The sequence below is a fragment of the Streptomyces fodineus genome, assembly GCF_001735805.1.
In the GTDB taxonomy this organism is placed as follows: Bacteria; Actinomycetota; Actinomycetes; order Streptomycetales; family Streptomycetaceae; genus Streptomyces; species Streptomyces fodineus.
This window is the reverse complement of sequence record NZ_CP017248.1, coordinates 4,261,287-4,285,970: the sequence shown is the minus strand read 5'-3', so window position 1 is coordinate 4,285,970 and position 24,684 is coordinate 4,261,287. Positions and strand designations below refer to the sequence as shown.

General features: G+C 71.5%; 27 protein-coding genes and 1 tRNA gene. 14 read left to right on the top strand and 14 right to left on the bottom strand.

Annotated features, from left to right (window positions below):
* The first annotated feature begins 100 nt into the window (after positions 1–100).
* From BFF78_RS17865 to BFF78_RS17810, 12 genes are all read left to right on the top strand, one after another.
* Positions 101–520 (top strand): NADH-quinone oxidoreductase subunit A, encoded by a 420-nt coding sequence (locus tag BFF78_RS17865; protein ID WP_069779271.1) that lies wholly within the window; start codon positions 101–103, stop codon positions 518–520.
* Positions 511–1,107, top strand: coding sequence for an NADH-quinone oxidoreductase subunit B (locus tag BFF78_RS17860; protein WP_069779270.1), 597 nt, complete (start codon positions 511–513; stop codon positions 1,105–1,107). The genes BFF78_RS17865 and BFF78_RS17860 overlap by 10 nt, the downstream gene beginning before the upstream one ends.
* Positions 1,104–2,783 (top strand): NADH-quinone oxidoreductase subunit C, encoded by a 1,680-nt coding sequence (locus BFF78_RS17855; protein ID WP_069779269.1) that lies wholly within the window; start codon positions 1,104–1,106, stop codon positions 2,781–2,783. Before BFF78_RS17860 ends, BFF78_RS17855 begins: the two co-directional genes overlap by 4 nt.
* Complete coding sequence (locus BFF78_RS17850; RefSeq protein WP_069779268.1) at positions 2,780–3,748, top strand: complex I subunit 1/NuoH family protein; 969 nt, start codon at positions 2,780–2,782, stop codon at positions 3,746–3,748. Before BFF78_RS17855 ends, BFF78_RS17850 begins: the two co-directional genes overlap by 4 nt.
* 2 nt (positions 3,749–3,750) lie before the next feature.
* Positions 3,751–4,311: a NuoI/complex I 23 kDa subunit family protein gene (locus BFF78_RS17845; RefSeq protein ID WP_069779267.1), complete on the top strand. Its 561-nt coding sequence runs from the start codon at positions 3,751–3,753 to the stop codon at positions 4,309–4,311.
* Positions 4,308–5,003 (top strand): NADH-quinone oxidoreductase subunit J family protein, encoded by a 696-nt coding sequence (locus tag BFF78_RS17840; protein WP_069779266.1) that lies wholly within the window; start codon positions 4,308–4,310, stop codon positions 5,001–5,003. Before BFF78_RS17845 ends, BFF78_RS17840 begins: the two co-directional genes overlap by 4 nt.
* Positions 5,003–5,377 (top strand): NADH-quinone oxidoreductase subunit NuoK, encoded by a 375-nt coding sequence (gene nuoK, locus BFF78_RS17835; RefSeq protein WP_069779265.1) that lies wholly within the window; start codon positions 5,003–5,005, stop codon positions 5,375–5,377. The genes BFF78_RS17840 and nuoK overlap by 1 nt, the downstream gene beginning before the upstream one ends.
* Positions 5,374–7,368: an NADH-quinone oxidoreductase subunit 5 family protein gene (locus tag BFF78_RS17830; protein WP_069779264.1), complete on the top strand. Its 1,995-nt coding sequence runs from the start codon at positions 5,374–5,376 to the stop codon at positions 7,366–7,368. Before nuoK ends, BFF78_RS17830 begins: the two co-directional genes overlap by 4 nt.
* A gap of 6 nt (positions 7,369–7,374) precedes the next feature.
* Positions 7,375–8,949 carry an NADH-quinone oxidoreductase subunit M gene (locus tag BFF78_RS17825; RefSeq protein WP_069779263.1) on the top strand — a complete coding sequence of 525 codons (1,575 nt, stop codon included), beginning with the start codon at positions 7,375–7,377 and terminating at the stop codon, positions 8,947–8,949.
* Positions 8,946–10,463 (top strand): NADH-quinone oxidoreductase subunit N, encoded by a 1,518-nt coding sequence (locus tag BFF78_RS17820; RefSeq protein WP_069779262.1) that lies wholly within the window; start codon positions 8,946–8,948, stop codon positions 10,461–10,463. The genes BFF78_RS17825 and BFF78_RS17820 overlap by 4 nt, the downstream gene beginning before the upstream one ends.
* A gap of 235 nt (positions 10,464–10,698) precedes the next feature.
* Entirely contained in the window at positions 10,699–11,562 is an 864-nt protein-coding gene (gene htpX / locus BFF78_RS17815; RefSeq protein WP_069779261.1) for a zinc metalloprotease HtpX, read from the top strand.
* Positions 11,559–11,951 (top strand): YccF domain-containing protein, encoded by a 393-nt coding sequence (locus tag BFF78_RS17810; RefSeq protein WP_069779260.1) that lies wholly within the window; start codon positions 11,559–11,561, stop codon positions 11,949–11,951. The genes htpX and BFF78_RS17810 overlap by 4 nt, the downstream gene beginning before the upstream one ends.
* A 103-nt stretch (positions 11,952–12,054) precedes the next feature.
* Here BFF78_RS17810 and BFF78_RS17805 read toward each other — a convergent pair whose 3' ends face one another.
* Complete coding sequence (locus BFF78_RS17805; RefSeq protein WP_069779259.1) at positions 12,055–13,305, bottom strand: APC family permease; 1,251 nt, start codon at positions 13,303–13,305, stop codon at positions 12,055–12,057.
* A gap of 154 nt (positions 13,306–13,459) precedes the next feature.
* On the opposite strand from BFF78_RS17805, the gene BFF78_RS17800 reads away from it, so the two are divergent.
* The gene (locus BFF78_RS17800; protein WP_069779258.1) at positions 13,460–13,726 is read left to right on the top strand and encodes a GlsB/YeaQ/YmgE family stress response membrane protein; all 267 of its coding nucleotides are present in this window, start codon (positions 13,460–13,462) and stop codon (positions 13,724–13,726) included.
* A gap of 110 nt (positions 13,727–13,836) precedes the next feature.
* Here BFF78_RS17800 and BFF78_RS17795 read toward each other — a convergent pair whose 3' ends face one another.
* Entirely contained in the window at positions 13,837–14,325 is a 489-nt protein-coding gene (locus tag BFF78_RS17795) for a YajQ family cyclic di-GMP-binding protein (RefSeq protein ID WP_019756392.1), read from the bottom strand.
* 223 nt (positions 14,326–14,548) lie between these two features.
* Here BFF78_RS17795 and BFF78_RS17790 point away from each other — a divergent pair.
* Positions 14,549–14,630, top strand: a tRNA-Tyr gene (locus tag BFF78_RS17790).
* Between the two features lie 153 nt (positions 14,631–14,783).
* Here BFF78_RS17790 and BFF78_RS17785 read toward each other — a convergent pair.
* The 12 genes from BFF78_RS17785 to BFF78_RS48255 form a co-directional block, all read right to left on the bottom strand.
* Positions 14,784–16,148, bottom strand: a complete 1,365-nt coding sequence (locus BFF78_RS17785; protein ID WP_069779257.1) for a tyrosine-type recombinase/integrase — start codon at positions 16,146–16,148, stop codon at positions 14,784–14,786.
* A complete protein-coding gene (locus BFF78_RS17780) occupies positions 16,145–16,354 on the bottom strand; it encodes a helix-turn-helix transcriptional regulator (RefSeq protein WP_069779256.1) in 210 nt (69 codons plus the stop codon). Before BFF78_RS17780 ends, BFF78_RS17785 begins: the two co-directional genes overlap by 4 nt.
* A gap of 191 nt (positions 16,355–16,545) precedes the next feature.
* A complete protein-coding gene (locus tag BFF78_RS17775) occupies positions 16,546–17,802 on the bottom strand; it encodes a DUF3631 domain-containing protein (protein WP_069779255.1) in 1,257 nt (418 codons plus the stop codon).
* Positions 17,799–18,215: a hypothetical protein gene (locus BFF78_RS48260; RefSeq protein WP_079161366.1), complete on the bottom strand. Its 417-nt coding sequence runs from the start codon at positions 18,213–18,215 to the stop codon at positions 17,799–17,801. The genes BFF78_RS17775 and BFF78_RS48260 overlap by 4 nt, the downstream gene beginning before the upstream one ends.
* Complete coding sequence (locus BFF78_RS17770) at positions 18,212–19,135, bottom strand: bifunctional DNA primase/polymerase (protein WP_069779254.1); 924 nt, start codon at positions 19,133–19,135, stop codon at positions 18,212–18,214. The genes BFF78_RS48260 and BFF78_RS17770 overlap by 4 nt, the downstream gene beginning before the upstream one ends.
* A 90-nt stretch (positions 19,136–19,225) precedes the next feature.
* Complete coding sequence (gene ssb, locus BFF78_RS17765) at positions 19,226–19,693, bottom strand: single-stranded DNA-binding protein (protein WP_069779253.1); 468 nt, start codon at positions 19,691–19,693, stop codon at positions 19,226–19,228.
* A gap of 4 nt (positions 19,694–19,697) precedes the next feature.
* Positions 19,698–19,868 (bottom strand): hypothetical protein, encoded by a 171-nt coding sequence (locus BFF78_RS46885; protein ID WP_165289367.1) that lies wholly within the window; start codon positions 19,866–19,868, stop codon positions 19,698–19,700.
* Positions 19,869–19,881: 13 nt separating this feature from the next.
* On the bottom strand, positions 19,882–20,043 hold the full coding sequence (locus BFF78_RS46230) for a hypothetical protein (RefSeq protein WP_159033019.1): 162 nt from the start codon (positions 20,041–20,043) through the stop codon (positions 19,882–19,884).
* A gap of 11 nt (positions 20,044–20,054) precedes the next feature.
* On the bottom strand, positions 20,055–20,555 hold the full coding sequence (locus BFF78_RS17760) for a hypothetical protein (RefSeq protein WP_099054888.1): 501 nt from the start codon (positions 20,553–20,555) through the stop codon (positions 20,055–20,057).
* Between the two features lie 19 nt (positions 20,556–20,574).
* Positions 20,575–20,766: a hypothetical protein gene (locus BFF78_RS17755; protein WP_069779252.1), complete on the bottom strand. Its 192-nt coding sequence runs from the start codon at positions 20,764–20,766 to the stop codon at positions 20,575–20,577.
* Positions 20,767–20,987: 221 nt separating this feature from the next.
* Positions 20,988–23,096 carry a hypothetical protein gene (locus tag BFF78_RS17750; protein ID WP_069779251.1) on the bottom strand — a complete coding sequence of 703 codons (2,109 nt, stop codon included), beginning with the start codon at positions 23,094–23,096 and terminating at the stop codon, positions 20,988–20,990.
* Between the two features lie 2 nt (positions 23,097–23,098).
* Positions 23,099–24,676 (bottom strand): hypothetical protein, encoded by a 1,578-nt coding sequence (locus BFF78_RS48255; RefSeq protein WP_069779250.1) that lies wholly within the window; start codon positions 24,674–24,676, stop codon positions 23,099–23,101.
* Positions 24,677–24,684: the final 8 nt, after the last annotated feature.

Genomic DNA, 24,684 nt, shown 5'->3' with positions numbered 1-24,684 from the left:
ATCGTCGAATCCCGTCGAGTCTCGTCGAATCACAGATTTCACGAGTTCACGGGTTCACCAGGGTCACCAGGTCACTAGGTCAGGGAGCGAGGGACGGACGGTGCGGGAGACGTTGGGGCACTCGACGGACGCCGCGGCGAACGTCATCGCGGCCGGCTACTTCCGGTCCTATTCGGTGGTGGGCCTGCTCGCGCTCATCGGCGTGCTGTTCGTCGCGGTCGCCTTCGGCGCGGCACGGCTGCTGCGCCCGGTCGTACCGACCCCCGAGAAACTCCTGACCTACGAATGCGGCGTCGACCCCGTCGGCGAGGGCTGGGCCCACACCCAGGTCCGCTACTACGTCTACGCCTTCCTGTACGTGATCTTCGCGGTCGACTCGATCTTCCTGTTCCCCTGGGCGACGGTCTTCGCCGCCCCCGGCTACGGCGCGACCACCTTGGTGGAGATGTTCATCTTCCTCGGCTTCCTCGCCGTGGGCCTGCTGTACGCATACAAGAAGGGCGTCCTGGCATGGACGTGACTCCCACTCCTGTGTCGCTCCCCGAGCCGAAGCGGCTGGGCGCGCTCGCCCGCCTGGCCCCCGAGCCGATGAAGGTGATCCTGAACTGGGGCCGCCGCTACTCGCTCTGGGTCTTCAACTTCGGCCTCGCCTGCTGCGCGATCGAATTCATCGCCGCGTCGATGGCCCGTCACGACTTCATCCGCCTCGGTGTGATCCCCTTCGCGCCCGGCCCGCGGCAGGCCGACCTGATGGTCGTGTCGGGCACCGTGACGGACAAGATGGCCCCGGCCGTGAAGCGCCTGTACGAGCAGATGCCCGAGCCGAAGTACGTCATCTCCTTCGGCGCCTGCTCCAACTGCGGCGGCCCCTACTGGGACTCCTACTCCGTCACCAAGGGCGTCGACCAGATCATCCCGGTGGACGTGTACGTCCCCGGCTGCCCGCCGCGCCCCGAGGCGCTGCTGCAGGGCATCCTCAAACTCCAGGAGAAGATCGCCCGCGAGTCGCTGGAGGAGCGGTACGGCGACTCCCGCCCGTCCGCGGCCGCCCTGACCAGCGACCTGGTGAAGCCGCCGGTGCCGGCCGCCGAGGGGGATGCCCGATGAGTACGGTCGGCTGGCTGCCCGCCCCGGTCGAGGACCTCTTCGGCACCGACGCCACGGCCGCGGAGTCGTACGACCTCCTGACCGTGGACGTGCCCCCGTCCTCCTGGCTCACCGCCCTGGAGACGGCCCGTACGACCCTGGGCTGCACCTACTTCGACTGGCTGAGCGCGGTCGACGAACCGGGCACGGGTTTCCGGGTGTCCGCGCACGTCGTCGCGCTCTCGCCGGTCCGCCGGCTGCTGGTGCGCACGACCGTCCCGCACGAGGCGCCGACGCTGCCCTCCGCCGTCGGCGTCTACGCGGGCGCCGCCTGGCACGAGCGCGAGACCCACGAGATGTTCGGCGTGGTGTTCGAGGGTCACCCGGGCCTGGAACACCTGCTCCTCCCGGAGACCTTCGAGGGCCACCCGCTGCGCAAGGACTTCGTCCTCGCCGCCCGCGTCGCCAAGGCCTGGCCCGGTGCGAAGGAGCCGGGCGAATCCGAGCACGGCGGGCCGAAGCGCCGCCAGATGCTGCCCCCGGGCGTACCGGACCCCAACGAGTGGGGCCCCCTCAAGGGCCAGCTCCCACCCGCCCCGTCCCGCCCGGCCCGCGCGGCGGGACGCCCAGCGGCCGAGCGCCCGCCCCGCGCAGCCGCCGACCGCCCGGTACGCCGCACCCGCACGGCAGCGGAGGGCTCCGCAAGCCAGACGGGGGGAGAGGGCGCGGGCGCGGCTGGTGCGCTTGATGAGCCGGGTGCGGGGGCGTCGGGTGCAGGTTCGGCGGGCGTTAGTGGTGCCCGTGGTGCAGGTGCAGGTGCAGGTGCAGGTGCAGGTGCAGGTGGCGTGGGTGCTGGTGCTGGCGGTGGTGCTGCTGGGCCCGCCGGTGCGGGAGCGCGGCGGATGCGGAGTGCCAGCGAGGGCTCGGTGAGCCAGGCCGCCCAGGCCGCTCAGGCGGGGGAGACGGCAGGTGCGGAGCCGCGGCGGCGGCGCAGTGCGAGCGAGGGCTCGGTGAGCCAGACGCCGACGCCGGCCTCCCAGGACGCGGCCGACCTCGAGCAGGCCGCGGCCGAGGGTGGCGCGCTCCAGGCCCCGGAGGCGGAGGCTTCGGCCACCGAGGCTTCCGTCGCGCACGAGCCCGGCCCGGCCCGTCCGCGCCGCGCGCGCAGCGCCTCGCAGGGCTCGGCCTCCCAGCAGGCCCAGACCCCGGAGCCGACGGCACCTGTTTCGGGCGAGCCGACGGCACCCGTTTCGGGCGAGCCGACGGCACCCGACCAGGCTCAGCCGACAGCACCCGATTCGGGTGAGCCGACGGCACCCGACCAGGCTCAGCCGACGGCACCGGACAGCGCAGCCCGCCCCGCCCGCCGGAGCGCGGCCCCGCGCAGCTCCGACGCCCCGTGGCACCACGCCCGCCCGGCATTCGAGGAGCCGACGGAGCCCCCAAGGGCACCTGCGGAGCCCAGACGAGCCCAGGGCGAGACCGAGCGGACCTCGACGGAGTCCGAGCAGGCCCCCGCCGAACCCGACCAGATTGAGCACCAACCCGAGCGACCCGCCGCCGGTGACGACCGAGCCAATCGCGCGGACTCCGCCAATCGCGAGCACTCCGCCTCCGGTGAGGACTCCTCCTCTGGCGAGGCCCCCGCCACCCCCGACAGCCCGAACGACGACGAACCCACAGGAGGCCCGCAGTGAACGGCGTGTTGGACGTCGCCCTGCGACTCGTGGTCGTGTTCGTCGTCTTCCTCACGTTCCCGCTGATCGTCGGTCAGACCGAGCACAAGGTGATGGCCCACATGCAGGGTCGGCTCGGCCCGATGTACGCGGGCGGCTTCCACGGCTGGGCTCAGCTGATCGCCGACGGCGTGAAGTTCGCGCAGAAGGAGGACGTGGTCCCGGCCGGCGCCGACCGCCGTGTCTTCCAGCTCGCCCCCGCCGTGGCCCTGCTGCCGTACCTCCTCGTCCTGCTCGCCATCCCGATCGGCCCGAGCACGGGGGCCGTCGGCCAGGTCCTCGACGCGGGCGTGTTCTTCGTGCTCGCGGTGATGGGCGTCGGTGTGCTCGGCTCGCTCATGGCCGGTTGGGCCAGCGCGAACAAGTTCTCCCTGCTCGGCGGCCTGCGCACGGCCGCCCAGCTGCTCGCCTACGAGCTGCCGATGCTGCTCGCCGCGGCCTCGGTCGCGATGGCGGCCGGGACGGTCTCCCTGCCCGGCATCCTGCACGCCTTCCACTGGTGGTGGGTGCCCTGGCAGATTGTCGGCGCGGTCGTCTTCTTCGTCGCCGGACTCGCCGAACTGCAGCGCCCTCCGTTCGACATGCCCGTCGCCGACTCGGAGATCATCTTCGGCGCCTACACCGAGTACACCGGTCTCCGCTTCGCACTCTTCCTCCTCGCCGAGTACGCCGGCATCGTCGTCCTGTGCGGTCTGACCACCGTCCTCTTCCTGGGCGGCTGGCACGGCCCGTGGGGCCACGACGGCCTGGGCTGGCTGTGGACCCTGCTGAAGACCGCGATCCTCGCCTTCCTCGTCATCTGGCTCCGCGTCACCTACCCGCGCCTGCGCGAGGACCAGCTCCAGAAGCTGTCCTGGACCCTCCTCGTCCCCCTCTCCCTCGCCCAGATCGCCCTCACCGGCATCGTCAAGGTGGTGATCTCCTAACCATGGCCCCCATCCCCGGCAGTGGCCTCGCCAAGGGCCTGGCCGTCACCCTCCGCACGATGACCAGGAAGACGGTCACCCAGCAGTACCCGGACGCCCAGCCCGAACTGCCGCCCCGCACCCGCGGTGTGATCGGCCTGTTCGAGGAGAACTGCACGGTCTGCATGCTGTGCGCCCGTGAGTGCCCGGACTGGTGCATCTACATCGACTCCCACAAGGAGACGGTCCCGCCGGCCGCTCCCGGCGGCCGCGAGCGCAGCCGTAACGTCCTCGACCGGTTCGCCATCGACTTCTCCCTGTGCATGTACTGCGGTATCTGCATCGAGGTCTGTCCTTTCGACGCGCTGTTCTGGTCCCCGGAGTTCGAGTACGCCGAGACCGACATCCGCGACCTCACCCACGAGCGGGACAAGCTCCGCGAGTGGATGTGGACCGTCCCGGCCCCGCCCGCACTGGACCCCGCCGCGGAGGAGCCGAAGGAGATCGCCGCCGCCCGCAAGACCGCCGAGAAGCTGGCGGCCACGCAGGCCGAACCGCAGGAGCCGAAGGGAGGCGAGTCATGAGCACCACCGCAACCCTCGGCCTCACCCCGGCAGTGAGCCTCGCCGGGCACGGCACCTCCCTGGCCGCCGCCCACCCCGGCTTCCTCTCCCCGACCGGCGTCGAGATCGCCTTCCTCCTCGTCGGCCTGGTCACCTTCGGCGCCGCACTGGTCACCGTCACCACCCGCCAACTGGTGCACGCCGCCCTGTGGCTGGTGGCCGCGCTCGGCGGCCTCGCCGTGGAGTACCTGCTCCTCACGGCCGAGTTCATCGCTTGGGTGCAGGTCCTGATCTATGTCGGTTCCGTCGTCGTCCTCCTTCTGTTCGGGCTCATGCTCACCAAGGCGCCCATCGGCCGCTCCCCGGACGCCGACTCCGGCAACCGGTGGGCCGCCCTGACCGTCGCGGTCGCCGCCGCCGTCGCCCTGGTCTGGGTGGTCGTCGACGCCTTCCGCACCACCTGGATCGACCTGAACGGCCCGGCCGCCGGCAGCACCCGGGTCACCGGCGCGAGCCTGTTCCGGAACTGGGTCCTGCCCTTCGAGGCGCTCTCCGTGCTGCTCCTCGCGGCGCTGGTCGGCGCGATCGTCCTGTCCCGCAAGGCGAAGGCGGAGTCGAGCCCTCCCCCTGACAACTCCCGGGCGGTCACCGAGAGTTCCCCTTCCGTCACGGATTCCGGAATTCACCCGGTCGAGAAGGAAGGCGCCCGCTGATGCACCTCGCCTACCCCGCCGTGCTCTCCGCCCTCCTCTTCTGCACCGGCTTGTACGGCGTTCTCGCCCGCCGCAACGCCATTCTGGTCCTGATGTCGGTCGAGCTGATGCTCAACGCCGTCAACCTCAACCTGGTCGCCTTCGACGTCTGGCTCAGCCGGGCCGCGAGGGAGACCCTGCACTCCGGCCAGGCGCTGACCCTGTTCACCATCGCCATCGCCGCCGCCGAGATCGGCATCGGCCTGGCGATCGTGCTCGCCGTCTACCGCAACCGCGGCACCTCCGACATCGACAAGCTCCGCGACACCGCCGAGGGCCCCGGCGCCGAGGGACCGGACTCCTCCGCGGGCGAGAAGGCTGAGGCCACCGCGTGACCACGACCACCCTCGCCGTCCTCGTCCCCCTCCTGCCGTTCCTCGGCGCCGCGGCCGGACTGCTGCTCGGCCGCACCGCGCCCGGGTTCGTCCGCCCGCTCGCCGTGCTGCCGCCGCTGGCGTCGCTCGTCCTGGCCGCGCTGGTCGCCGTGCACCAGGGCGGCGGCCGGACGATCGACACTCACACGGAGCTGACGCCCACCGGCTCGGTCCCGATCGAGCTGGCCCTGCACATCGACGGATTCGCCGCGCTCGTCGCGATCCTGGTCGCGTTCGTCGCGGCCTGCGTGCAGATCTACTCGACGGGCTACCTGCGCGACGACCCGCGCTACCCCTCGTACGCCGCCCTCGTCTCCCTGTTCACCTCCGCGATGCTCCTCGTCGTCTACTCCGGCGACCTGATCGTGCTGCTGGTCGGCTGGGAAGTCATGGGCATCTGCTCCTACTTCCTGGTCGGCCACTACTGGGAGACCCCCGAGGCCCGCGCCGCCTCCCTGAAGGCCTTCCTGGTCACCAAGCTCGGCGACGTGCCGTTCCTGATCGGCCTGTTCGCGCTCGCCACCGACGCCGGCTCATTCCGGATCACGCGCGTCCTCGGCGCCGTCGCGAGCGGCAATCTGCACCACCCGACGCTGATCGCCCTGCTGCTCCTCGCGGGCGTCGCGGGCAAGTCGGCGCAGTTCCCGCTGCACACCTGGTTGCCTGACGCGATGGCGGGCCCGACGCCCGTCTCGGCGCTGATCCACGCCGCGACGATGGTCGCCGCCGGTGTCTACTTCATCGCCCGACTCCTCCCCGTCTTCGAAGCCTCCCAGGCCGCGATGATCGTGCTGGCCGTCATGGCCGCCGTCACGATGGCCGGCTCCGGACTCGCCGCGCTCGCCCAGGACGACATCAAGCGCGTCCTCGCCTACTCGACGATCGGCCAGCTCGGCTACATGACCGGCGCCCTGGCCGTCGGCGACCGCGGTGCCGCCGTCTTCCACCTCCTCTCGCACGGCGCCTTCAAGGCACTGCTGTTCCTCGCGGCCGGCGTGATCATCCACGCCGCCGGCACCAACTCGCTCGCCGCCATGTCCCGCATGCACGGCCTGCGCGACCGCGTCCCCGACGCCTACTGGACGATGACCGTGGCACTCCTCGCGCTCGCCGCGATCCCGCCGTTCAGCGGCTTCTTCTCCAAGGAGTCCGTCCTCGGCGCCGCCGAGCACGTCGCCACCGGGAACACCGACCACGCGCCCGGCGCCGCCGGCTGGATCGTCCTCGTCGCCGGCCTGCTCACCGCGCTGCTCACCGCCGCGTATGCGACCCGGCTGTGGCTGCTGGCCTTCCGCGGCCGGGGCGCCGAGGCCCCCGACCACGGGCGCCAGCCGCTGACGATGACCGTGGTGCTGTGGGTCCTCGCCGTGCCGTCCCTGGCCTTCGGCGGGCTCGCCTACCGCTCGCTGCCCGGCTGGTTCGACGGCCGCGACCTGACCCCGACACCGCTCACCTCCATCCTCGGCACGGGCCTCGCCCTGGTCGGCGGGCTGCTCACCTACGGCGCCTGGCAGCGCACCACCCAGCTCGCCACCCGGGTCCCGCTGGGCGCGGTCGCCGCCCACCCCGAGGGCGACGCCGGCCTGGTCGAGGCCGAGGCCATCGCCACCCACGAGCCGGCCTACGGCGACATCGCCTACGCCCCCGACCCGGCCGACCCCGGTCGGCTGCTGCTCGGCCCGCTGCACCGGTCGGCGGCCGCCGGCTTCCACCTGGACGCCGTGTACGCGGCGCTGTTCGTCCGCCCGGTGCAGGCCGGAGCGAGTCTCGTCCGCTTCCTCGACCGCGAGGTCGTCGAGGCCTACGTAAGCGGCGCGGCCGCCCTGCCCCGGGTGCTCGGGGCCGCCGTACGGCGGGCGCAGACCGGCAATGTGCAGACCTATGTGAGCGCGCTGCTCGCCGGCACCGTCGTCCTGGCGGTCGCCGTCGTCCTCGTCGCCACGGGAGCGTGAGCAGGCGTGATCGATATCAACGAGTCCGTGATGCAGTTTCTTCTGGCATTCGTCGTCGTCGGCCCGCTCCTCGGCGCCGTCGCCGCCCTCCTGCCCGCGCCGCCCGGGCTGAAGGGGAAGTCACCCGCGCAGGCCGTGCTGCGGCACGGCGTCACCGTGACCGGCGCGATCCTCATCGCCGCGATCGTCCTCGCGCTCGGCTTCGACCACGACCATCCGTCGAAGATGCAGGCCACGACCGACATCAGCTGGATCCCCGCGCTCGACGTGCGGATCCACCTCGGCATCGACGGCATCTCCCTCCCCCTTGTCGTCCTGACCGCGCTGCTGACCTTCCTCTGCGCGCTGTACTCCTACTTCAAGCCGCCCGCGGGCGGCTCCCCGAAGGCGTTCGTCGCGCTGCTGCTCCTGCTCGAGTCCGGCACCCTCGCGACCTTCGCCGTCCTCGACCTGCTGCTGTTCTTCCTCGCGTTCGAGATGGTGCTCATCCCGATGTACTTCCTCATCGCCCGCTGGGGCGGCGAGGGGCGGGCCCGGGCCGCGTGGAAGTTCATCCTGTTCACGCTGCTCGGCTCCGTCGTCATGCTGCTCGGCCTGCTCCTGATCGGAATCAAGGCGGGCACATTCGACATGGTGGCACTCGCCACTGACAACGGCCGGTCGCTGACCGCATCCGTGCAGGTCATCGCCGTTCTGGCGATCGGGATCGGGCTCGCGGTCAAGTCGCCGATGTGGCCGCTGCACAGCTGGCTGCCGGACGCCCACACCGCCGCGCCGACCGTCGGCTCGGTCCTGCTGGCCGGTGTCCTGCTGAAGATGGGTACGTACGGGTTCGTCCGCATCCTGCTGCCGGTGGCGCCGCACGGTTTCCACACCTTCGCGCCGTACCTCGCCGCGTTCGCCGTCGTCGGGATCATCTACGGATCCCTGGCCTGCCTGGCCCTCGCCAAGCGGGGCGCGAAGGGGGACCTCAAGCGGCTGATCGCCTACTCCTCCGTCGGCCACATGGGCTTCGTCCTGCTGGGCATCGCCACCATGACCCCGACCGGCGTCAACGGCGCCCTGTTCGCCAACATCGCCCACGGCCTCATCACCGGCCTCCTCTTCTTCCTGGTCGGCGCGCTGAAGGACCGCACCGGCACCACCGACCTGGACGCCCTGGCCGAGGAGACCGGCGCCGCGCTGTACGGCAGGGCCCCGCGGCTCGGCGGCCTGCTCGCCTTCGGCGCCGTCGCTTCGCTCGGCCTGCCCGGACTCGCCGGGTTCTGGGGCGAGATGCTGGCCCTGTTCGGCGCGTTCAAGCCCGCCGCCGACCTCAGCCGGCCGGCCTTCCTCACCTTCATGGCGATCGGTGCGTTCGGCACCCTGCTGACGGCCGCGTACATGCTGATCGTGGTCCGCCGCGTCTGCATGGGCGGCGTCGAGCAGGAGGTCCCGAAGCTCGTCGACGTACGCGGCTACGAGTTCGCGGCCTGGACACCGCTCGTCGCCCTCACCGTCGTCGCCGGACTGTGGCCGAGGGCGCTGCTCGGCCTGACCGACCCGGCCGTGCACCAGCTCCTCGCAGGAGGCACCCGATGAGCGCCCAGCCCCTCGCCGAGTCGCTGGTCCAGTCCGTCGACTGGCTCGCCGTCGCCCCGCCGACCATCGCCGCCGCGGTGGGACTGGTGGTCCTGGTCGCCGACCTGTTCCTGCCCGAGGCCCGCAAGGCCGTCCTCGGCTGGGTCTCGGTCGCCGGACTGGCCGTGGCCGCGCTGATGCTGCTGCCCCTGCTGGACGGCGACCGCAGCACCTTCTGCGTGAACGGCGCCACGCGCGCGTGCAGCTACACCGCCGACCACTTCACGCTCGTCATCCAGTTCCTGGTCCTCGGCGGCGCGCTCCTCGCGGCCCTGCTGTCCGTCACGAACCTCGAGGACGACCAGCGCCGCGTGCCGCCGGGGGAGTTCTGGTTCCTGCTGCTGTCCTCCGCGGCCGGCGCCGCCCTGCTGCCCGCCTCCCGCGACCTGGCCACGCTGATCGTCGCCCTGGAGGTCGCCTCCCTGCCCGCGTTCGCCCTCGTCGGTATCCGGCACGGCGACAAGCGGTCCTCCGAGGCCGCCCTGAAGTTCTTTCTGTCCTCGGTGACGGCCACCGCGGTCAGCCTGATGGGCATCAGCTTCGTCTACGCCTCCACCGGCACCCTCTACCTCACCCAGGTCGCCCAGCGCCTGCCACACGTCGGCGGCCAGCTGCACACGCTCGCCCAGGCGGGTGTCGTCCTCACCCTGATCGGCTTCGCCTTCAAGACGGCCGCCGTCCCCTTCCACTTCTGGGTGCCCGACACCTACGTCGGCGCGCCGCTGCCCGTCGCCGCCTACCTGTCGGTCGTCGGCAAGGCGGTCGGCTTCTCCGGCCTGATCCTCGTCACCGTCGTCGCGTTCCCGTCGTACGCCGACGTCTGGGGCCCCGCGCTCGCCGTGCTGGCCGCGCTCACCATGACCGTCGGCAACGTCGGCGCCCTGCGCCAGCAGGCCACGCGCGCGTACAGCGCCGTACGGCTGCTCGCCTGGTCCTCCGTCGGCCAGGCCGGCTACCTGCTGGTACCGATCGCCGCGGCCGGCTACGCCAAGGACCCACAGAAGGCCATCGGCTCCACGGTGGCCTACGCGCTGATGTACGCCGCCGTGAACCTCGGCGCGTTCGCGGTGGCCGCCCTGGTGGGCCGTAGCCGGGCCCTGAACCGGATCGCGGACTACCGGGGCCTGTACGCCGCGAACCCGCTCACCGCGCTCCTGCTGGCGTTCTTCCTGTTGTGCCTTGCCGGGCTGCCGCCGGGGATCATCGGGCTGTTCGCCAAGGTCACCGTGTTCTCGTCGGCCGTCGACGCGGGCCTCGGCTGGCTCGCCGTCGTCATGGCCGTCAACGTGGTGATCGCCCTCTTCTACTACCTGGAGTGGACGGCCCTGCTGTTCCGCGCCCCCGAGGGCGAGCCCGCCCGGCACCGCGTCCCCGCCCCCCTCACGGCAGCCCTCGCCCTCACCGGCGTACTCGGCGTCGCCCTGTCCGGAGCACCCCAGCTGGTCCTTCGCTTCGCGGCCACCGGCCTGTTCTGAGAAAGCCGCCGGACCGTCCCGCGGGGGACACCGGACGGCTCCGGGATGCCGCCCCGCGCGCGTGGCGCACTCGTACCGCCACGCGCGCGTGAGCGCGAACGAGCACGTCACCCGTACGGCCGAGCGCCGCCCGCGCAGGCAGCAGGGAACTCGTGGCCGCCGCCTGGCGTTGTCACAAGCGGGAGGGTCCACTGGACCAAAGTGTTCCCCTGCTGCACGACTTGGAGGGCGTACGGTGCACCGCCGGCACAACGGGCTCAGGACCGCAGTACTCCTCGGGGGACTGTCCGCACTCATCATCGCCATCGGCAGCTTCTTCGGCCGCACCGGCCTGATCGTCGCCGTCCTGGTCGCCCTCGGTACGAACGCGTACGCGTACTGGAACAGCGACAAGCTGGCGCTCCGCGCGATGCGCGCCCGTCCGGTCAGCGAGTTCGAGGCCCCGGCGCTGTACCGCATGGTCCGCGAGCTGTCCACGCAGGCCCGCCAGCCCATGCCCCGCCTGTACATCTCGCCCACGGAGGCCCCCAACGCCTTCGCCACGGGCCGCAACCCGCGCAACGCCGCCGTGTGCTGCACCGAGGGCATCCTGCGCCTGCTGGACGAGCGCGAGCTGCGCGGTGTCATCGGCCATGAGCTCAGCCACGTCTACAACCGGGACATCCTCATCTCCTCGGTGGCCGGCGCGCTCGCCTCGGTGATCATGTTCCTGGTGAACTTCGCCTGGCTCATCCCGGTGGGCCGCTCGGACGACGACGACGGCCCCGGTCTGCTCGGCCTGCTCCTGATCATGATCCTCGGCCCGCTCGCCGCCAGCCTCATCCAGCTGGCCATCAGCCGCTCCCGCGAGTACGAGGCGGACGCCTCCGGCGCGCAGCTCACCGGCGACCCGCTGGCCCTCGCCGGTGCCCTGCGCAAGCTGGAGGTCGGCACCCAGCAGCTGCCACTGCCGCCTGAACCTCGGATCGAGACCGCGAGCCACATGATGATCGCGAACCCGTTCCGCGCGGGTCAGGGACTGACCAAGATGTTTTCCACCCATCCGCCGATGGCGGACCGCATCGCCCGGCTCGAGAAGATGGCAGGTCGCTACCAGTGAAGACCATCCTGAACGTCATTTGGCTCATCCTGAGCGGCTTCTGGCTGTTCCTCGGCTACCTGTTCGCCGGCGTCCTGCTGTGCATCACGATCATCGGCATCCCGTTCGGCATCGCCGCCTTCCGTATCGGCGTCTACGCCCTGTGGCCCTTCGGGTACACCACGGTCGAGCGCCGGGACGCGGGCGCCCCCTCGTGCATCGGCAACGTGCTGTGGCTGGTCCTGGCCGGCTGGTGGCTGGCGATCGCGCACATCGTCACCGGTATCGCCCTGTGCATCACGATCATCGGCATCCCGTTCGGCATCGCCAACTTCAAGCTGATCCCGGTCTCCCTGCTGCCGCTGGGCCGCGAAATCGTCCCCACGGACCAGCCGTTCACGGCCCTCTGAGCGAGCCGCCGGGAAGCGGCATCACGCGCGCGTGCGGAGAGCACCACGCGCGCGTGCGGAGAGCACCACGGGCGGGTGCGGCGCAGTGCGCGCTGACGGCGCGTCACCGGCCGCGCCGCCACACCCCTCGCCGTACGCCATAGGCCACCACGCCCACCGCGAGCACGCCGGCTCCCACAGCCACCGAGACGGCGGGCAGCGCGAACGCCAGCGTGGCGCAGCCCAGCAGCCCCACCACGGGCACCACACGGGCCGACGGGGCCGGACTCAGCGTCCATGCGGAAGCGTTGGCGACGGCGTAGTAGGCGAGCACTCCGAAGGACGAGAAGCCGATCGCGCCGCGCACGTCCACCATCGCGGCCAGTACGGCGACCACAGCGCCCACGGCCAGCTCGGCCCGGTGCGGCACCTGGAAACGCGGGTGCACGGCCGCCAGCGCGTCCGGCAGATGCCCGTCCCGGGCCATGGCGAGCGTCGTACGGGACACGCCCAGGATCAGCGCGAGCAGCGAGCCGAGCGCCGCCACCGCCGCCCCGGCCCGCACCACGGGCACGAGCCCTGGCACGCCGGCCGCCCGCACCGCGTCGGCCAGGGGAGCCGCCGCCTGTCCGAGCCGTCCCGCGCCAAGGACACCGAGCACCGCGACGGCCACGCACGCGTACACCACAAGTGCGATCCCCAGGGCCAGCGGGATCGCGCGCGGAATCGTGCGCTCCGGATCCCGTACCTCCTCCCCGAGGGTCGCGATCCGCGCGTACCCGGCGAACGCGAAGAACAGCAGCCCCGCCGCCTGAAGCACCCCGCCCGCGCCCGACGACAGCCCGATGTCCAGCCGCCCGGCGTCGGCCCGCCCGGAGGCCAGGCAGACGGTCACCACGGCCGCCAGAACGGCCAGCACCACCGCCACGATCACGCGCGTGAGCCACGCCGACTTCTGGATGCCGCCGTAGTTCACGGCCGTCAGGGCCACCACGGTCGCGACCGCCACCGCGTGCGCCTGCCCCGGCCAGACGTACGCGCCCACGGTGAGCGCCATGGCTGCGCAGGACGCCGTCTTGCCGACCACGAACGCCCAGCCGGCGAGATATCCCCAGAAGGGGCCCAGCCGTTCCCGCCCGTACACGTACGTCCCGCCTGAGGCGGGGTAGCGGGCCGCGAGACGGGCCGAGGACATGGCGTTGCAGTAGGCCACCACGGCCGCGAGCGCCAGGCCGGGCAGCAGTCCCGTACCGGCCGCGTGCGCGGCGGGGCCCAGGGCGGAGAAGACGCCGGCCCCGACCATCGAGCCGAGGCCGACGATCACGGCGTCCCGCACGCCCAGAGTGCGGCGCAGCCCGCTGCCGGAAGGTGTCATGCGCGGCACCCTACTGAGGGCGGCAACCGTGTGGTGGACCGGTGACGTCCTCTTCATCGACGCGGCACGAACACGCGCGCGTGGACAGCGGGTCCTCACCGGATTCTCAGAAGCCGGGCAGTGCGCAAACAGCGTGGAAGGGCAGGTTCACCGCATGAGCATCATCGGTTGGATCATCCTGGGACTGGTGGCCGGAATCATCGCCAAGGTCCTCCTGCCGGGCCGCGACCCCGGCGGGTTCATCGGTACGACCCTCATCGGCGTCGCGGGTGCGTTCATCGGCGGCTGGATCTCGGCGCGTTGGCTGCACCATCCGATCACCAAGAACTTCTACGACGGTGCCACCTGGGCCGCGGCCATCGGCGGCTCCCTGGTGCTGCTGATCGTCTACCGCCTGCTGTTCGGTAACTCGCGCAACTGAGCTCGGCGCAGGCGGGGTGCAACGTGGAGGGGTGGGCGACCCGGCGCCGGGTCGCCCACCCCTCCACGTTGTCACCGGTCTCCTGCCGGCGGCGGTCCTGCGCCGTTCGCCTACCGGTAGTTCACGAACTGCAGCGCGAAGTCGAAGTCCTTGCCCTTCAGCAGCGCGATCACGGCCTGCAGGTCGTCGCGGCTCTTGGAGGAGACGCGCAGCTCGTCACCCTGGACCTGGGCCTTCACGCCCTTCGGGCCCTCGTCCCGGATGATCTTCGCCACCTTCTTCGCGTTCTCCTGGGAGATGCCCTCCTCGATCGACGCGAAGATCTTGTACTCCTTGCCGGACAGCTGGGGCTCGCCCGCGTCCAGCGCCTTCAGCGAGATCCCGCGCTTGATCAGCTTGGACTGGAAGACGTCGAGGACAGCTTTCACCCGGTCCTCGGAGTTCGCCTCCATGAGGATCTTGTCACCGGACCACGAGATCGAGGCACCCACGCCCTTGAAGTCGTAGCGCTGTGAGATCTCCTTGGCGGCCTGGTTGAGGGCGTTGTCGACCTCCTGCCGCTCGACCTTCGAGACGATGTCGAAACTGGAGTCGGCCATGTCCTGTGGCTCCTTGTATCGGGTGCGGATCGGGTGCGTGCCGGCGTGCGCGGCGGCGGCCGCCGGACCCGGCGTCGTGCCGGGCCGCATCCGCACCAGCCTAGCCACCCCACGAGCCGAGGAGTGGCGATGAACCGGGTGGCGAAGCACCCCTGTGCATCGGGTATTGTTTACGTCGTTGCCGGGGAGCACCGCCGAAAGCGGGTTCGAGGCAGCACAACCCGGCGGTGTGCCCGAGCGGCCAAAGGGAGCAGACTGTAAATCTGCCGGCTCAGCCTTCCCAGGTTCGAATCCTGGCGCCGCCACACGGGAACAGAGGCCCCGTGACCTGCGAGAACAGCAGGTCACGGGGCCCTTGTCGTATCTCGGGATGATCAGCGGACTGTCTCACGCTGTCTCGCGTTCGAACGCCCGATCTCGATGTGCGTGGACGGAGTGTGGACGGGATTCCTGGCCCGTCACCCGGCCTGCCTCAAGCGGGCGGAGATCTTGGCGTTGGCCGCCTCGTCTCCGTCCTTGAGGAACTTGGCGTACACCCGGAAGAGCACCGCCACGCTGTGGCCGGCGCGCTCCGCCACGAGCTGAGGCTCCACGCCGGAGCTGAGCCAGGTGGACACCGCAGCGTGGCGAAGGTCATACGGGCGCTTGGCCAAGATCGATTCGAACTCGCCAGGAGTCAGAGCCCGCGAGCGGGCTTCGGCCCAGACCTCCCCGTAGCCCGTGTCCTGGACCAACCCGCCTCGCATGGTCTGGAACACGCGGCCGTCCGGGGCGGTGCCGTACGCGGTGAGGTGCCACCGCAGCAGGGCGACCAGTTCGGGCGGGATCGGTACGTGACGGACGGCTCGCCGGGGCCGGTGCTTCAGCCCACGCTTGTCGTGCGCCTCACCGCTGTCCGTCCAGGCGGCGCCGGAGCGTGGGCGAGTTTCCCTCAGTCGGAGCAGCCCCCACCCGCGCCGGGGCAGCTCGCAATCACGGCGCCGCAGACCGATGACTTCTGCCGGCCGCGCAGCCGCGTAGTAGATGCAGCCGAAGAACGCCACCAGCCGACGGCCCCGCGGGCTCTGGTCCCGCACGGCGGCCAGCAGCTTGGCCGCCTGTTCGGGGTTCGGCAGGCACTCGGGGTCGACTTCCTCTACGACCTGCTCCGGCGCCTTCCACTTGATGCGGATGAGCGGGTTGTCGGCGAGGAGTTCGGCCTCTACGGCGTACTCCAGCGAGTTGTAGAAGATCGCGCGCTTTCGGCTGATGGTTCCTGCCGCTGCGGTTGTCCCGTCCAGCTTCAGGGACACGGCGTTGAGAGCGGCCCGCGCCAGCAGGAGATCCGACAGGGCCGACGTGGGCAGCGACTTGCGCTTGAACCACTCCAGCACCTTGGCGACATCGGCGGGGGTCTCCTCGTTCCAGAGGTTCTTGTTGAACGCCCAGCTATATAGGGCCCGTCGCACGGCTCTGGCGTCGGGCATGCCCTTGGTGTCCTTCACGAAGACGGGCGTCACGGTCGCCATTGCTTCGGCGAGCGTGCGGCGTGTGGAGGCGGGGGAGTGGTCCCACTTCATGGCGATGTAGTTGCGGGCGTGGTCGTACCACGAGATGTCCCGCTCCTTCACGACCATGGACTTCGGCAACCCGCTGTCCACGTCGAACGGCTCGCCCTCACGGGTTGCGGTGATGAGCTGGGCCCGGCGACTCTCCGCCAGGCCCAGGGTGAGGAACGACTCCGAATGCGGGCGGATGCCCACCTTCCAGCGGAGTTGATAGGGCTTCCGGTAGTCGCGCTTGCGGATGGCCCAGATCTTGACGGTGTAGCTCCACTCGGTCACGCGGCTTCCAATTCGTCCTTGAAGGCGTCCAGGACACTTCGGCGTACGCAGATGCGGCCGGACGGCGTGCGTCGGGCCTCCGGCGCGTAGCCGTGGTTGCGCCACCGGTACCAGGTGGCGCGGCTGATACGGAGTTCTTCCAGTGCCTCACTCAGGGGCACCAGTTCGTCCTTCGGCGTGCGGCGCTTACGGGCCGGGGTGCTCATGCAGGGATCTCCTTGGGACAGCAGGAGGGACAAACGAAGGGAGGGGTCGCTCAGCCCCTCCCGGAAATCCGCAACATCCGCCACGCCGCAACATTGCAGGTCAGCGGCTTGGATCTGTTGCGGATGCCGGTTGTGTTGCGGATAGGTGCCGCCGCGCGGTGACGCGGCGACACCTCGGGACGTTGGGCCGGTCAGCCTGCGATGCGCAGCGGGCGTGTGCCGGTTTCCGCGAGCATGTGGCGGCTTTCGTCGGGGTGTTCCGCCACGAATTCACCCCCGTTGACCTGCGGTGTTGCGGCTGTTGCGGACGTTGCGGACTTCTCGGGGGGAGGGGGGCAGTAGCGGGCCCAAGCGTCGGTCAGGTCCTCGGCGTAGTAGCCCTTCGGGGTGCCGCTGCCGACACGGATGCCCCGGGGCCGGATGGGAGTGTTGTCGGGGCGGACGTACTGGCTCAGCAGCTTGGACAGGCCGCGGGCCGTGAGGGGTTTGCCGTCGTCGTTCATGTCGGCCCAGGGGGCGTCATCGAGTCCGAGGAGGACTTCGAGGATGGCTGCGGTGGGCATGCGGTCGGCGCCGCAGAACACCTTGTCGCGCAGGTCGGTCAACAGGCGGACCCCGAGTGAGGCTTCGTTGCCCTCGCCCGCTGCCTTGATGAGTTCGACGCAGGCGGCGCGGGCTCGATCGCGCCAGTGGCCGCCGGCCGCGTCGGCGACGGCGAGCAGGGGTTCCCACACGTCGGCGGGCCGGTCGGAGACGCCATCGGGCATCTCGGGCCAGGCTTCGGCTACCTGGTCGTGCACGGTGGTGGCCCACTCGGCGAGCCGGTCACGCAGGGCGTGACCCTGCTTTTCGTGGACGCGTCGGCGGTACGGTTCGGCCTTCTCGTTGGGGGCCTTCTTGCGCATCCGGATGATGACCGAGCGGGTCAGGATCGTGTCCGGCAGGGAGCCGAGTCCGGCCATGGCGACGGCGCAGAACGAGGAGAACCACTCGGTGGACTGGTTCGAGCCGTCCCCGACGCAGCGCAGGGACTTGGCGCCGCGCCGGTAGCCGGAGTTCAGGAAGCCGCGGACCTCTTCGTTGCCCCCGGCTTTGGGCCCGAACACGGTGTCGATCTCGTCGAAAAGCAGTGTCGGGGTTCCCCCGTCGGCCTCCACCAGCCGGAACAGGGCGTTGGCGGACGCGTTGACCGTGGTGACTGCACGCGGGGTGAGCGTCTCCACGATCTCCAGTGCGCGGGACTTGCCTGACCCCGGCTCCGGGCTCAGAAACGCGAGCCGGGCGGTGCCGTCGAACGCGTCGATCAGGTGCGCGTGCGCGTCCCACAGCGTTACGGCCACGTACGCGGACTCGGTGGGGAAGATGTTGAAGCGACGGTGGAACGCTTCGACCTCATCGAGCAGGGCGGCGCCGTCGATGGACGGGGCGGGCGGGTTGGTGCTGGTCATGCGGCGTTCCTCCTTTCGGCGTGCGGGGCGGGCGTACCGGTGCAGGCGGCCTTGTGGTCCTCGTACTCGGCGACCAAGGCGGCCACGGCGTGCTGTCCGCGGGCGGTATTGGTCTGGCCGCAGGGGCAGGCGTAGGCGGCGGTGGGGGTGGCGCCGTAGCGCTTAGACCAGCGGGCGCCGTCGTAGTGGTGGCGGTAGACGGGCGGGGCGTAGATGCGGATCCCCGGCTTCTCCGACGTCAGGTCGTCGGCGTCGTGGCGGGCGTGACCGGTCGGGTGCGGGTCAGAACGAAGAGCTGAAAGGACGGCCTGTCGGCCGTCGCTCTTCGTGCCACGGCCTCCGTCGGCGCCACGACCAGCCGGGCGCGAGCGCTCGGACGTGGGTGGGGTGGGCTTTTCAGGGCGGGGGGTCATGCGGCGTCCCGGGGCCGGCAGGTGCGAATCGACCAGTCCAGGGCGCTGCGGATGGTGGCCCGGCACTCGCCCGGGGCCAGTCCGGCCGCCTCACCGGCCGCCTGAAAAGCCTCCTCCACCACGTCCCGGGCGATCTCGCCCCATGCGACGAACCGCCCCAGGGCGCGGGCGCCCTCCAGCAGCCGGTTGTTCCGGCCGCCCTCCCCGGTGCCCCGGACGGCAGCGGTCTCGCGGTCCAGGGCGACCGTGGCCCGGCGGGTGGCCGCCCCGGGGACGACGAGCGGTGCCATGGCCACCGGTGTGGGCGCGGGCCGCTGAAGCTCTCGCATCAGCCACGCGGGCAGTTCCGCCACCGGGTACCGGTTGACGGCCTCATAGACGCCCTGGGGGGTGATGCTGCCCGCCGCTACGACGTTGCCGCCCCATGCGCGGGTGTCGACGTACGGGGCGAGGGTGCGGGCGCTGTTGTGCAGCTCGATGCCGGGCCGCACCGAGAAGTACAGGTGCATGCCGCCGCTGGGCGTCCGCACCGTGTAGGTCGTCGGCCATGGCTGTCCGGCGCGCTCGCAGAGCGCCGAAAAGGATGTCGCGCCGCAAGGCGCGTCCGAACTGCCCTTGTCCTTCTCGTCCTTGTGCACGTCCAGGTCGATGACGATCAGGCCGGACGGCCCGGTGGCGATACCGACGTTGTAGGGGCCCGTCGTCCAGGCGGCGCGGATGCGGTCGGGGTCGGTGGTGGCGCGCTGCTCCCACTTCACATGGCCGCCGGCGCACGGGCCGCTACGCGGGCACGCGTGCTCGCCGTGCAGCGCGGGGGCCTTGCCGCCGGGGCGGAGCGGGTGGACGTGCCAGCCGCGCCCGGCGGCGGCCAGAGCGGCGGCGAGTAGGTCTGCTCGCCGCGCGTCGGTGCGATGAGTCATGCTGGATGCCTCCAACAGGTCTGTTGTGGACTGGTTGGGCCGGGGCGACCGCGTGTCTTTGGCGAGATCGGGCGGTCGCCCCGGGCGTCTCTAGAACGGCGGCTCGGCTCCCTCCGCCGCGCTGCCCCCGCCGCTGGCGGGGGCGCTGGTCGCGGCCCACGGGTCGTCGCCGGCCTGGCTCTTCTGGGCGGGGTGCTTTCCGTTGATGGTCACGGTGGTGAAGCGGACGGACGCGCCGATGTCGTCGACCTCCACGGCGAGCATGGAGCGCTTCTCGCCGGTGTCGGTGGTCCAGTCGTGCTGCCGCATCCGGCCCATGGCGACGACGCGCGAGCCCTTGCTGAGGCTGTCGGCGACGTGTTCGGCGAGGGTGCGCCAGGCGGCGCAGCGGTAGAACGCGGTGGTTCCGTCCTTCCACTGGTTGCTGTTGCGGTCGAAGCTGCGCGGGGTGACGGCGATGGTGAACTTCGCGAGCGCGGCGCCGCCCTCGGTGAACTTCAGCTCGGGGTCGTCGGTCAGGTTGCCGACGAGGGTGATCGGGGTCTCTCCGAACGACATGGGATCACTCGCTTTCGGGGTTGTCGGGCCGGTGGTCGGCGGTGATGTAGAGGCGGGTGCGCTTGCCATCGCGGGTGGGGTACTGGCGTGCCGGGCTGGTGTTGAACGCGCCGGCCAGGACCCGGCTGATGCGGTCGGCGTCGTCCGGGTCGCAGATGACGCGGATCTCGAACATCGGGAACCTCCTCTCAGACGTCCCGGATGACGACGAAGAAGAGGGTGCCGTCGGCGGTCTCGGCGCCGAGGACGCGCTGATCGGAGGCGCCCTCCTCGATCTCCGAGACGGAGTCGATGTCGGAGCGGGCTTCCAGAGCCTCACGGGTCAGATCGCGCATCGTGTCGATGTCCACAGGAGTTCCCTTCAGCGGTTGAGTTCGTGGCGGTTGCGGGCAATAAGCCCGTACGCGGGCGCGGTGATCGTGTTGTTCTCCAGACGGACGGGTCCGGCGTAGTGGTGGTGGGTGACGGTGTGCGTGGCCTTCAGCGACCGCAGGGCGGCACCGATGGCCGTGGCGACAGCGGCCACGGCGGCGATCGGGAGGGTGACGAATAGGACGCTGGTCAGGGTCACGGCGGCGAATCCCTTGCAGGCGAGCCAGATTCCGCAGCCGAGTCCGACGCAGGTGGCGCCGACGCCGATTCCGGCGACCGCGGTTCCGGCGGCCCAGGCGGGGACGATCCGATGGTCCGGCTGTGGGACCGGCGGCGTGGGGCCGTAGGCGGGCAGCGGAGTGGTGTCGCGGTAGGCGGTCGGTATCTGTGGCAGGGGCCGGTAGGCGTCGGCGATGATCCGGCGCGCCTCGGCGGCGGCGTCGGCGTCGGTCATGCGCGGCTGCCAGGCCGCGGGGTCGTGGTCGGGCATGGCGGGCTCCTGCCGTGGGTCAGGTGAGCTGGTGGGCGGCTTCGGCGAGTGCGCGGCATACGGCGCGGATGGTTGTGGCGGCGCCGGTGCCGGCGGTGAAGAAGCCGAACAGGAACAGCACGAGGGCGCTGAACGGGCCGACGTAACGGCCGCGCAGCAGGACGAAGGCCAGCACCCCGAGGAGTGCGACGGCGGACAGGGTCACGATCACGAGCGGCCTCCCGGTGGTCGTTTCAACGCGGCGGGCCACGCCCCGGGGTTGGGGTGCGGCCCGTGATGTGGCTTGTCGCGTTGCTTGTCGTCTGGCTTGTCGTGCGGCTTGTCGCTTGTCTTGTCTTGTCGCTTGTCGCGTCCCAGGTCACAAGACGTTTCCGGGTCTCCAGACCCACCCTGGACGGCTTCTGTCTCCGCGGGACGACAGGCGACAAGCGATCAGCTTTCGGGGGCGTGCCGGTGGTGGACGTAGCGGGCCTTGGTGCCCTCTCCGACGCGGACGGCGGTGCCGTCGTGCACCCAGGCCTTGAGCCAGCCGACGACCGTCTGACGGTTGGTGCCGTACTCGTCGGCGAGCGCGCGGGCGATCGCGGAGGCGCCCGTGCCCTCCGTGCCGGCGGCGAGCAGCACGGCGAGCGCCGCCTGTTGGGCGGGGCTGTCCTGCTCGCCGCGCAGCGCGGACAGGTTCAGCCCCTGCCCTGCGGCCGGCGGAGCCTGCTCCACGGGCGTGTGCGGGTCCGGGGCGGTGGCGAACTGGGCGTCGATCTGCTCCCGGAACCGGCGCAGCATCTCATCCTCCGGCGAGGTCTGCTCCGCCTCCCGGCCGCGCAGCGCCGCCAGGTTCAGCCCGCCCCCAACGGATACCGACGGCTCGGTGTCGGTGCCTGCGGGGTCGTCGGGGGTGAGGTCGCGCATCCACGCGGTGCGGTCGGCGTCCCAGCGGCGGGCGTAGGCGGGCCCTGCGGCCTTGGCGGAGATGCCGTCCAGGCACGGGTGCCGGTCGGAGGTGGCGGCGGTGATCTGGCGGATCTGGTTGGGCAGGATCCGCCAGGCCTTGAACAGCGCGGCCGGGGACTCCGGCGTGCCCATGAACCCCGCACCCTTGTACGGGGCTTGCTCGACGCGCAGGCCGCGGCGGCCGGGGAACATCTTGCCCAGGTCCATGCCCTCGGTCTCGCCGCCGGTTAGCGCGACGCGGACCTTGGCTTCCCGGCGGATCATGAGGTTGCCCAGCACGCTGCCGGTCGCGCCGAGGGCGGTGAGCACGGTGCGGATGCCCATGGCGCGCAGCATGCGGATGACTTCCAGGATCTTCTTCGCGAGCTGCTTCATCTCCCGGTCGGTGCTGGTCAGGATCTCCGCGCCCTCATCGATCACGAGCATGATCTGAGGAATCTGGGCGCTGACCGGGAGCAGGTCCGTGTTCGCCTTGGCCAGCAGGTCCTGGTAGGCCCGCTTGCGGTGCAAGCCGATGGCGAGTGCGGCATCGAGCATCAGCATGGCTTCCTCATACGAGCCGGCCAGCCAGTCGATGCCGGGCCGGACGGGCAGGCCGTCGGCCCGCTCGATCTCCCCGTTGAGCGCGGGCAGGACCCAGGGCAGGCCGGCGGATCCGGCGTTGAGGTCGATGACCCAGGTGAGCATGTCCTCGGCGCGGGCGAACCCGCCCAGGATCGTGTGCACCATGTTCGTCTTGCCCGAACCGGTCGGGCCGACGACGAGGGCGCACTGCTCGCGCAGGTAGGCGCAGACGATCTCGCCGTTGGGGCGCACCCCCCACGGGATCCCGGTCAGCAGCGACAGGGGCCCGTAGTCGTCGGGATAGGCGCACTCCGTCTGCAGGACGTTGACCGTGGTCACGTCCAGGATGACCCGGCCCTGATGGACGCCCTGGGAGGCGGTGGCGGTGCAGCCGTGCGGCAGCCGGGCATCCGCGGACAGCTGCACCGAGTACTGGGCGATGCGGTCATAGGTGATGCCGCCCTGCGGCTCCAGGTCCAGGGAGTAGCCGGTACCGGTGGGCCACATCTCCACCGCGAGGACACGCACGCTGATGGAGCAGATCCGCCGAATGCGCTCCACCCACTCCTCAGCAATCGCCCGCCGCTCCGCGGACAACTCCCGCGCGATGGCTCGCTGCTCGGCGGCGATCGCCTCTTCCTCACGGGCCTCCTCGAAGAGGGCGACGGAGCGGGCGGCGGCGCCGATCCCGACGCCGATGGTGGCCAGGGATCCCAGGGCGGCCCAGGTGAGCGGGCCGTGGGTCATGGCCCAGGTGGTCCAGCCTGCGCCGACGAGCCAGGAGGCGGCGCGGGTGGCCAGGGTGCGGCCGGCGTAGCGCACCCGGATACCGGCGACGGTGTGGCCGAGGGCGCCGGCGGCGCCGACGGTGAAGGCCCAGCTGGGCGGCATGGAGGTTGCGGCGCCGGTGGTGGCGACGGCGAAGGCTCCGGTGGTGGCGGACAGGGCGCCGGTCACGGGTCCGTGACCGGCCGCCCAGTCCAGCACCGGGCCACTGGGCTGCTGCTTCGTGGCGGTGGTGGCCATGGTCAGACGTTCCAGCCCTTCTCAGCCTCGTGGCCGTTGCGCGGGTCCTCGTGCCGGGCGATGTCCTGGGCGTGGACCTGCCGGAACAGCGGGCCCATGTCCTCGGCGACCGCGACCGCGCTCATCAGGGCGCCGAAGATGTCGTTGAAGCCGTCGGCGATCTCCTTTTCCAGCGGGAACTCACTGTCGGAGCGCTCCGCGAGGATCCGCATCACGCTCGCCACGCTGGTCAGCGCGGCCGGCAGTCCCTCGACCATGGCCAGGATCTCCATGCAGTCGTCGGGGTCGTAGGAGTTGGCGGCCTGCTCCATCTCGGCCGCGTGCTCTTCGAACCGGAAACCGGACACGTGCTCTCCTTCACTCACCTCGGGTGTGGCATGGGCGGGGATTTCGGCGGCTGGCCGCTCGACGCGATCGGCGATACCGGCGGCGCCGTCCTCGGCGGCCTCCGCATCGGCCGCAGCTTCCTGCTCCCGCAGTTGCTGGCGGGTTGCCTCGTCGCGCTCCGCGCGCTGCTCGGCAGCCGTGCGGGCCAGGCGCCGGTAGAGGCGGCGGCCGGGGTGCATCAGCCAGGGGATGTTGAGTTTGCGTCCGATCCAGGTGGTCAGGCAGCCCAACAGGCCGATGGGCAGGGCGAGCAGGGCGGCGAGCAGGCGGCGGCCGTGGAACCGGGCCGCGGAACGCCTCAGCGCCTGCCGGGCCGCCCTGCGGGCCGGTGCCCGGCGTACCGCGGCGCGCTGCGCGTTGACGGCGGCACCGGTGCGAGCATCCCGCCGGGCTCGGGTACGGGCGACCGCCCTGTCTCGCCCGGCGCGGACCCGGCCGGCAGCAGCCGCGAGCATGCGGCGACCCACACCACCCCGGTCGCCCGGACGGCGTGTGGTGGTGTTGGCGCGGGCGTTGCGGCGGGCATCGGCGACCGCACGGCGCGCCGCGGTAGTACCGGCCCGCTTGTCCGCACGCGAACCGCCCGCAGCCTGCTGCGTCCGCAGGTTCCGGACCTGTCCCACTCGGCCCAGGCCCCGGCCTACAGCGCCAGTTGCGCGGCCGGACAAGCCGTGACCGGCGCCGGTGCGCGTCTTCCCGCCCGCGCCAGTGGTGCTGTGCCGCAAGGGGGATCCGGAGCCGCGTCGGTGTTGGGAAGGCACTCGCCCAGAGCGATTACCCATGCCGCCCATGCGGGAGGCAGCCGAACGGCTCCCGGCGCTGCCTGCTCCGGCGCCTGGCCTGCGGGGCGTGGTGCGGGAGGCAGCGGCCCGGCCGGCGGCGCGCGCTGCGGCCCGCCGCGCCTCACGCCGGGGGCCGGGGTTGCGGGAACGGGCCGCCGCGAACGTGCCCAGGACCACGAAGCCGGTCGCGGCGACGAGGGCGGCGACGGGGCCGCCGGCCAGGGAGGCAGCGGCGACCGTGCCGACGGTGGTGTTCGCCCCGGACAGGGCGAGGGGGACGACCGGCCAGCCGCCGGGCGTGTGCTCCACCTCGGCCGCCGCCGGCGTCTGCTCGGTGGGTGCGGGGGCGGGTGGGGAAGTCTCGGTTGCGGCAGCCTCGACGGCTACCGGCTCGGTGCTGAGTTCCGTCATGCTGAGTG

Bases quoted from the DNA above. Each gene is read 5' to 3' on its own strand.
- nuoK (WP_069779265.1), top strand. From the start codon at position 5,003: ATGCACCTCGCCTACCCCGCCGTGCTCTCCGCCCTCCTCTTCTGCACC.
- BFF78_RS48260 (WP_079161366.1), bottom strand. From the start codon at position 18,215: ATGACCCCCCGCCCTGAAAAGCCCACCCCACCCACGTCCGAGCGCTCG.
- BFF78_RS46885 (WP_165289367.1), bottom strand. From the start codon at position 19,868: ATGTTCGAGATCCGCGTCATCTGCGACCCGGACGACGCCGACCGCATC.
- BFF78_RS17800 (WP_069779258.1), top strand. From the start codon at position 13,460: ATGAGCATCATCGGTTGGATCATCCTGGGACTGGTGGCCGGAATCATC.
- BFF78_RS17775 (WP_069779255.1), bottom strand. From the start codon at position 17,802: ATGACCAGCACCAACCCGCCCGCCCCGTCCATCGACGGCGCCGCCCTG.
- BFF78_RS17855 (WP_069779269.1), top strand. From the start codon at position 1,104: ATGAGTACGGTCGGCTGGCTGCCCGCCCCGGTCGAGGACCTCTTCGGC.
- BFF78_RS17750 (WP_069779251.1), bottom strand. From the start codon at position 23,096: ATGGCCACCACCGCCACGAAGCAGCAGCCCAGTGGCCCGGTGCTGGAC.
- BFF78_RS17780 (WP_069779256.1), bottom strand. From the start codon at position 16,354: ATGAGCACCCCGGCCCGTAAGCGCCGCACGCCGAAGGACGAACTGGTG.
- ssb (WP_069779253.1), bottom strand. From the start codon at position 19,693: ATGTCGTTCGGAGAGACCCCGATCACCCTCGTCGGCAACCTGACCGAC.
- BFF78_RS17805 (WP_069779259.1), bottom strand. From the start codon at position 13,305: ATGACACCTTCCGGCAGCGGGCTGCGCCGCACTCTGGGCGTGCGGGAC.
- BFF78_RS48255 (WP_069779250.1), bottom strand. From the start codon at position 24,676: ATGACGGAACTCAGCACCGAGCCGGTAGCCGTCGAGGCTGCCGCAACC.
- BFF78_RS17860 (WP_069779270.1), top strand. From the start codon at position 511: ATGGACGTGACTCCCACTCCTGTGTCGCTCCCCGAGCCGAAGCGGCTG.
- BFF78_RS17840 (WP_069779266.1), top strand. From the start codon at position 4,308: ATGAGCACCACCGCAACCCTCGGCCTCACCCCGGCAGTGAGCCTCGCC.
- BFF78_RS17795 (WP_019756392.1), bottom strand. From the start codon at position 14,325: ATGGCCGACTCCAGTTTCGACATCGTCTCGAAGGTCGAGCGGCAGGAG.
- BFF78_RS17845 (WP_069779267.1), top strand. From the start codon at position 3,751: ATGGCCCCCATCCCCGGCAGTGGCCTCGCCAAGGGCCTGGCCGTCACC.
- BFF78_RS17760 (WP_099054888.1), bottom strand. From the start codon at position 20,555: ATGCCCGACCACGACCCCGCGGCCTGGCAGCCGCGCATGACCGACGCC.
- BFF78_RS17770 (WP_069779254.1), bottom strand. From the start codon at position 19,135: ATGACTCATCGCACCGACGCGCGGCGAGCAGACCTACTCGCCGCCGCT.
- BFF78_RS17820 (WP_069779262.1), top strand. From the start codon at position 8,946: ATGAGCGCCCAGCCCCTCGCCGAGTCGCTGGTCCAGTCCGTCGACTGG.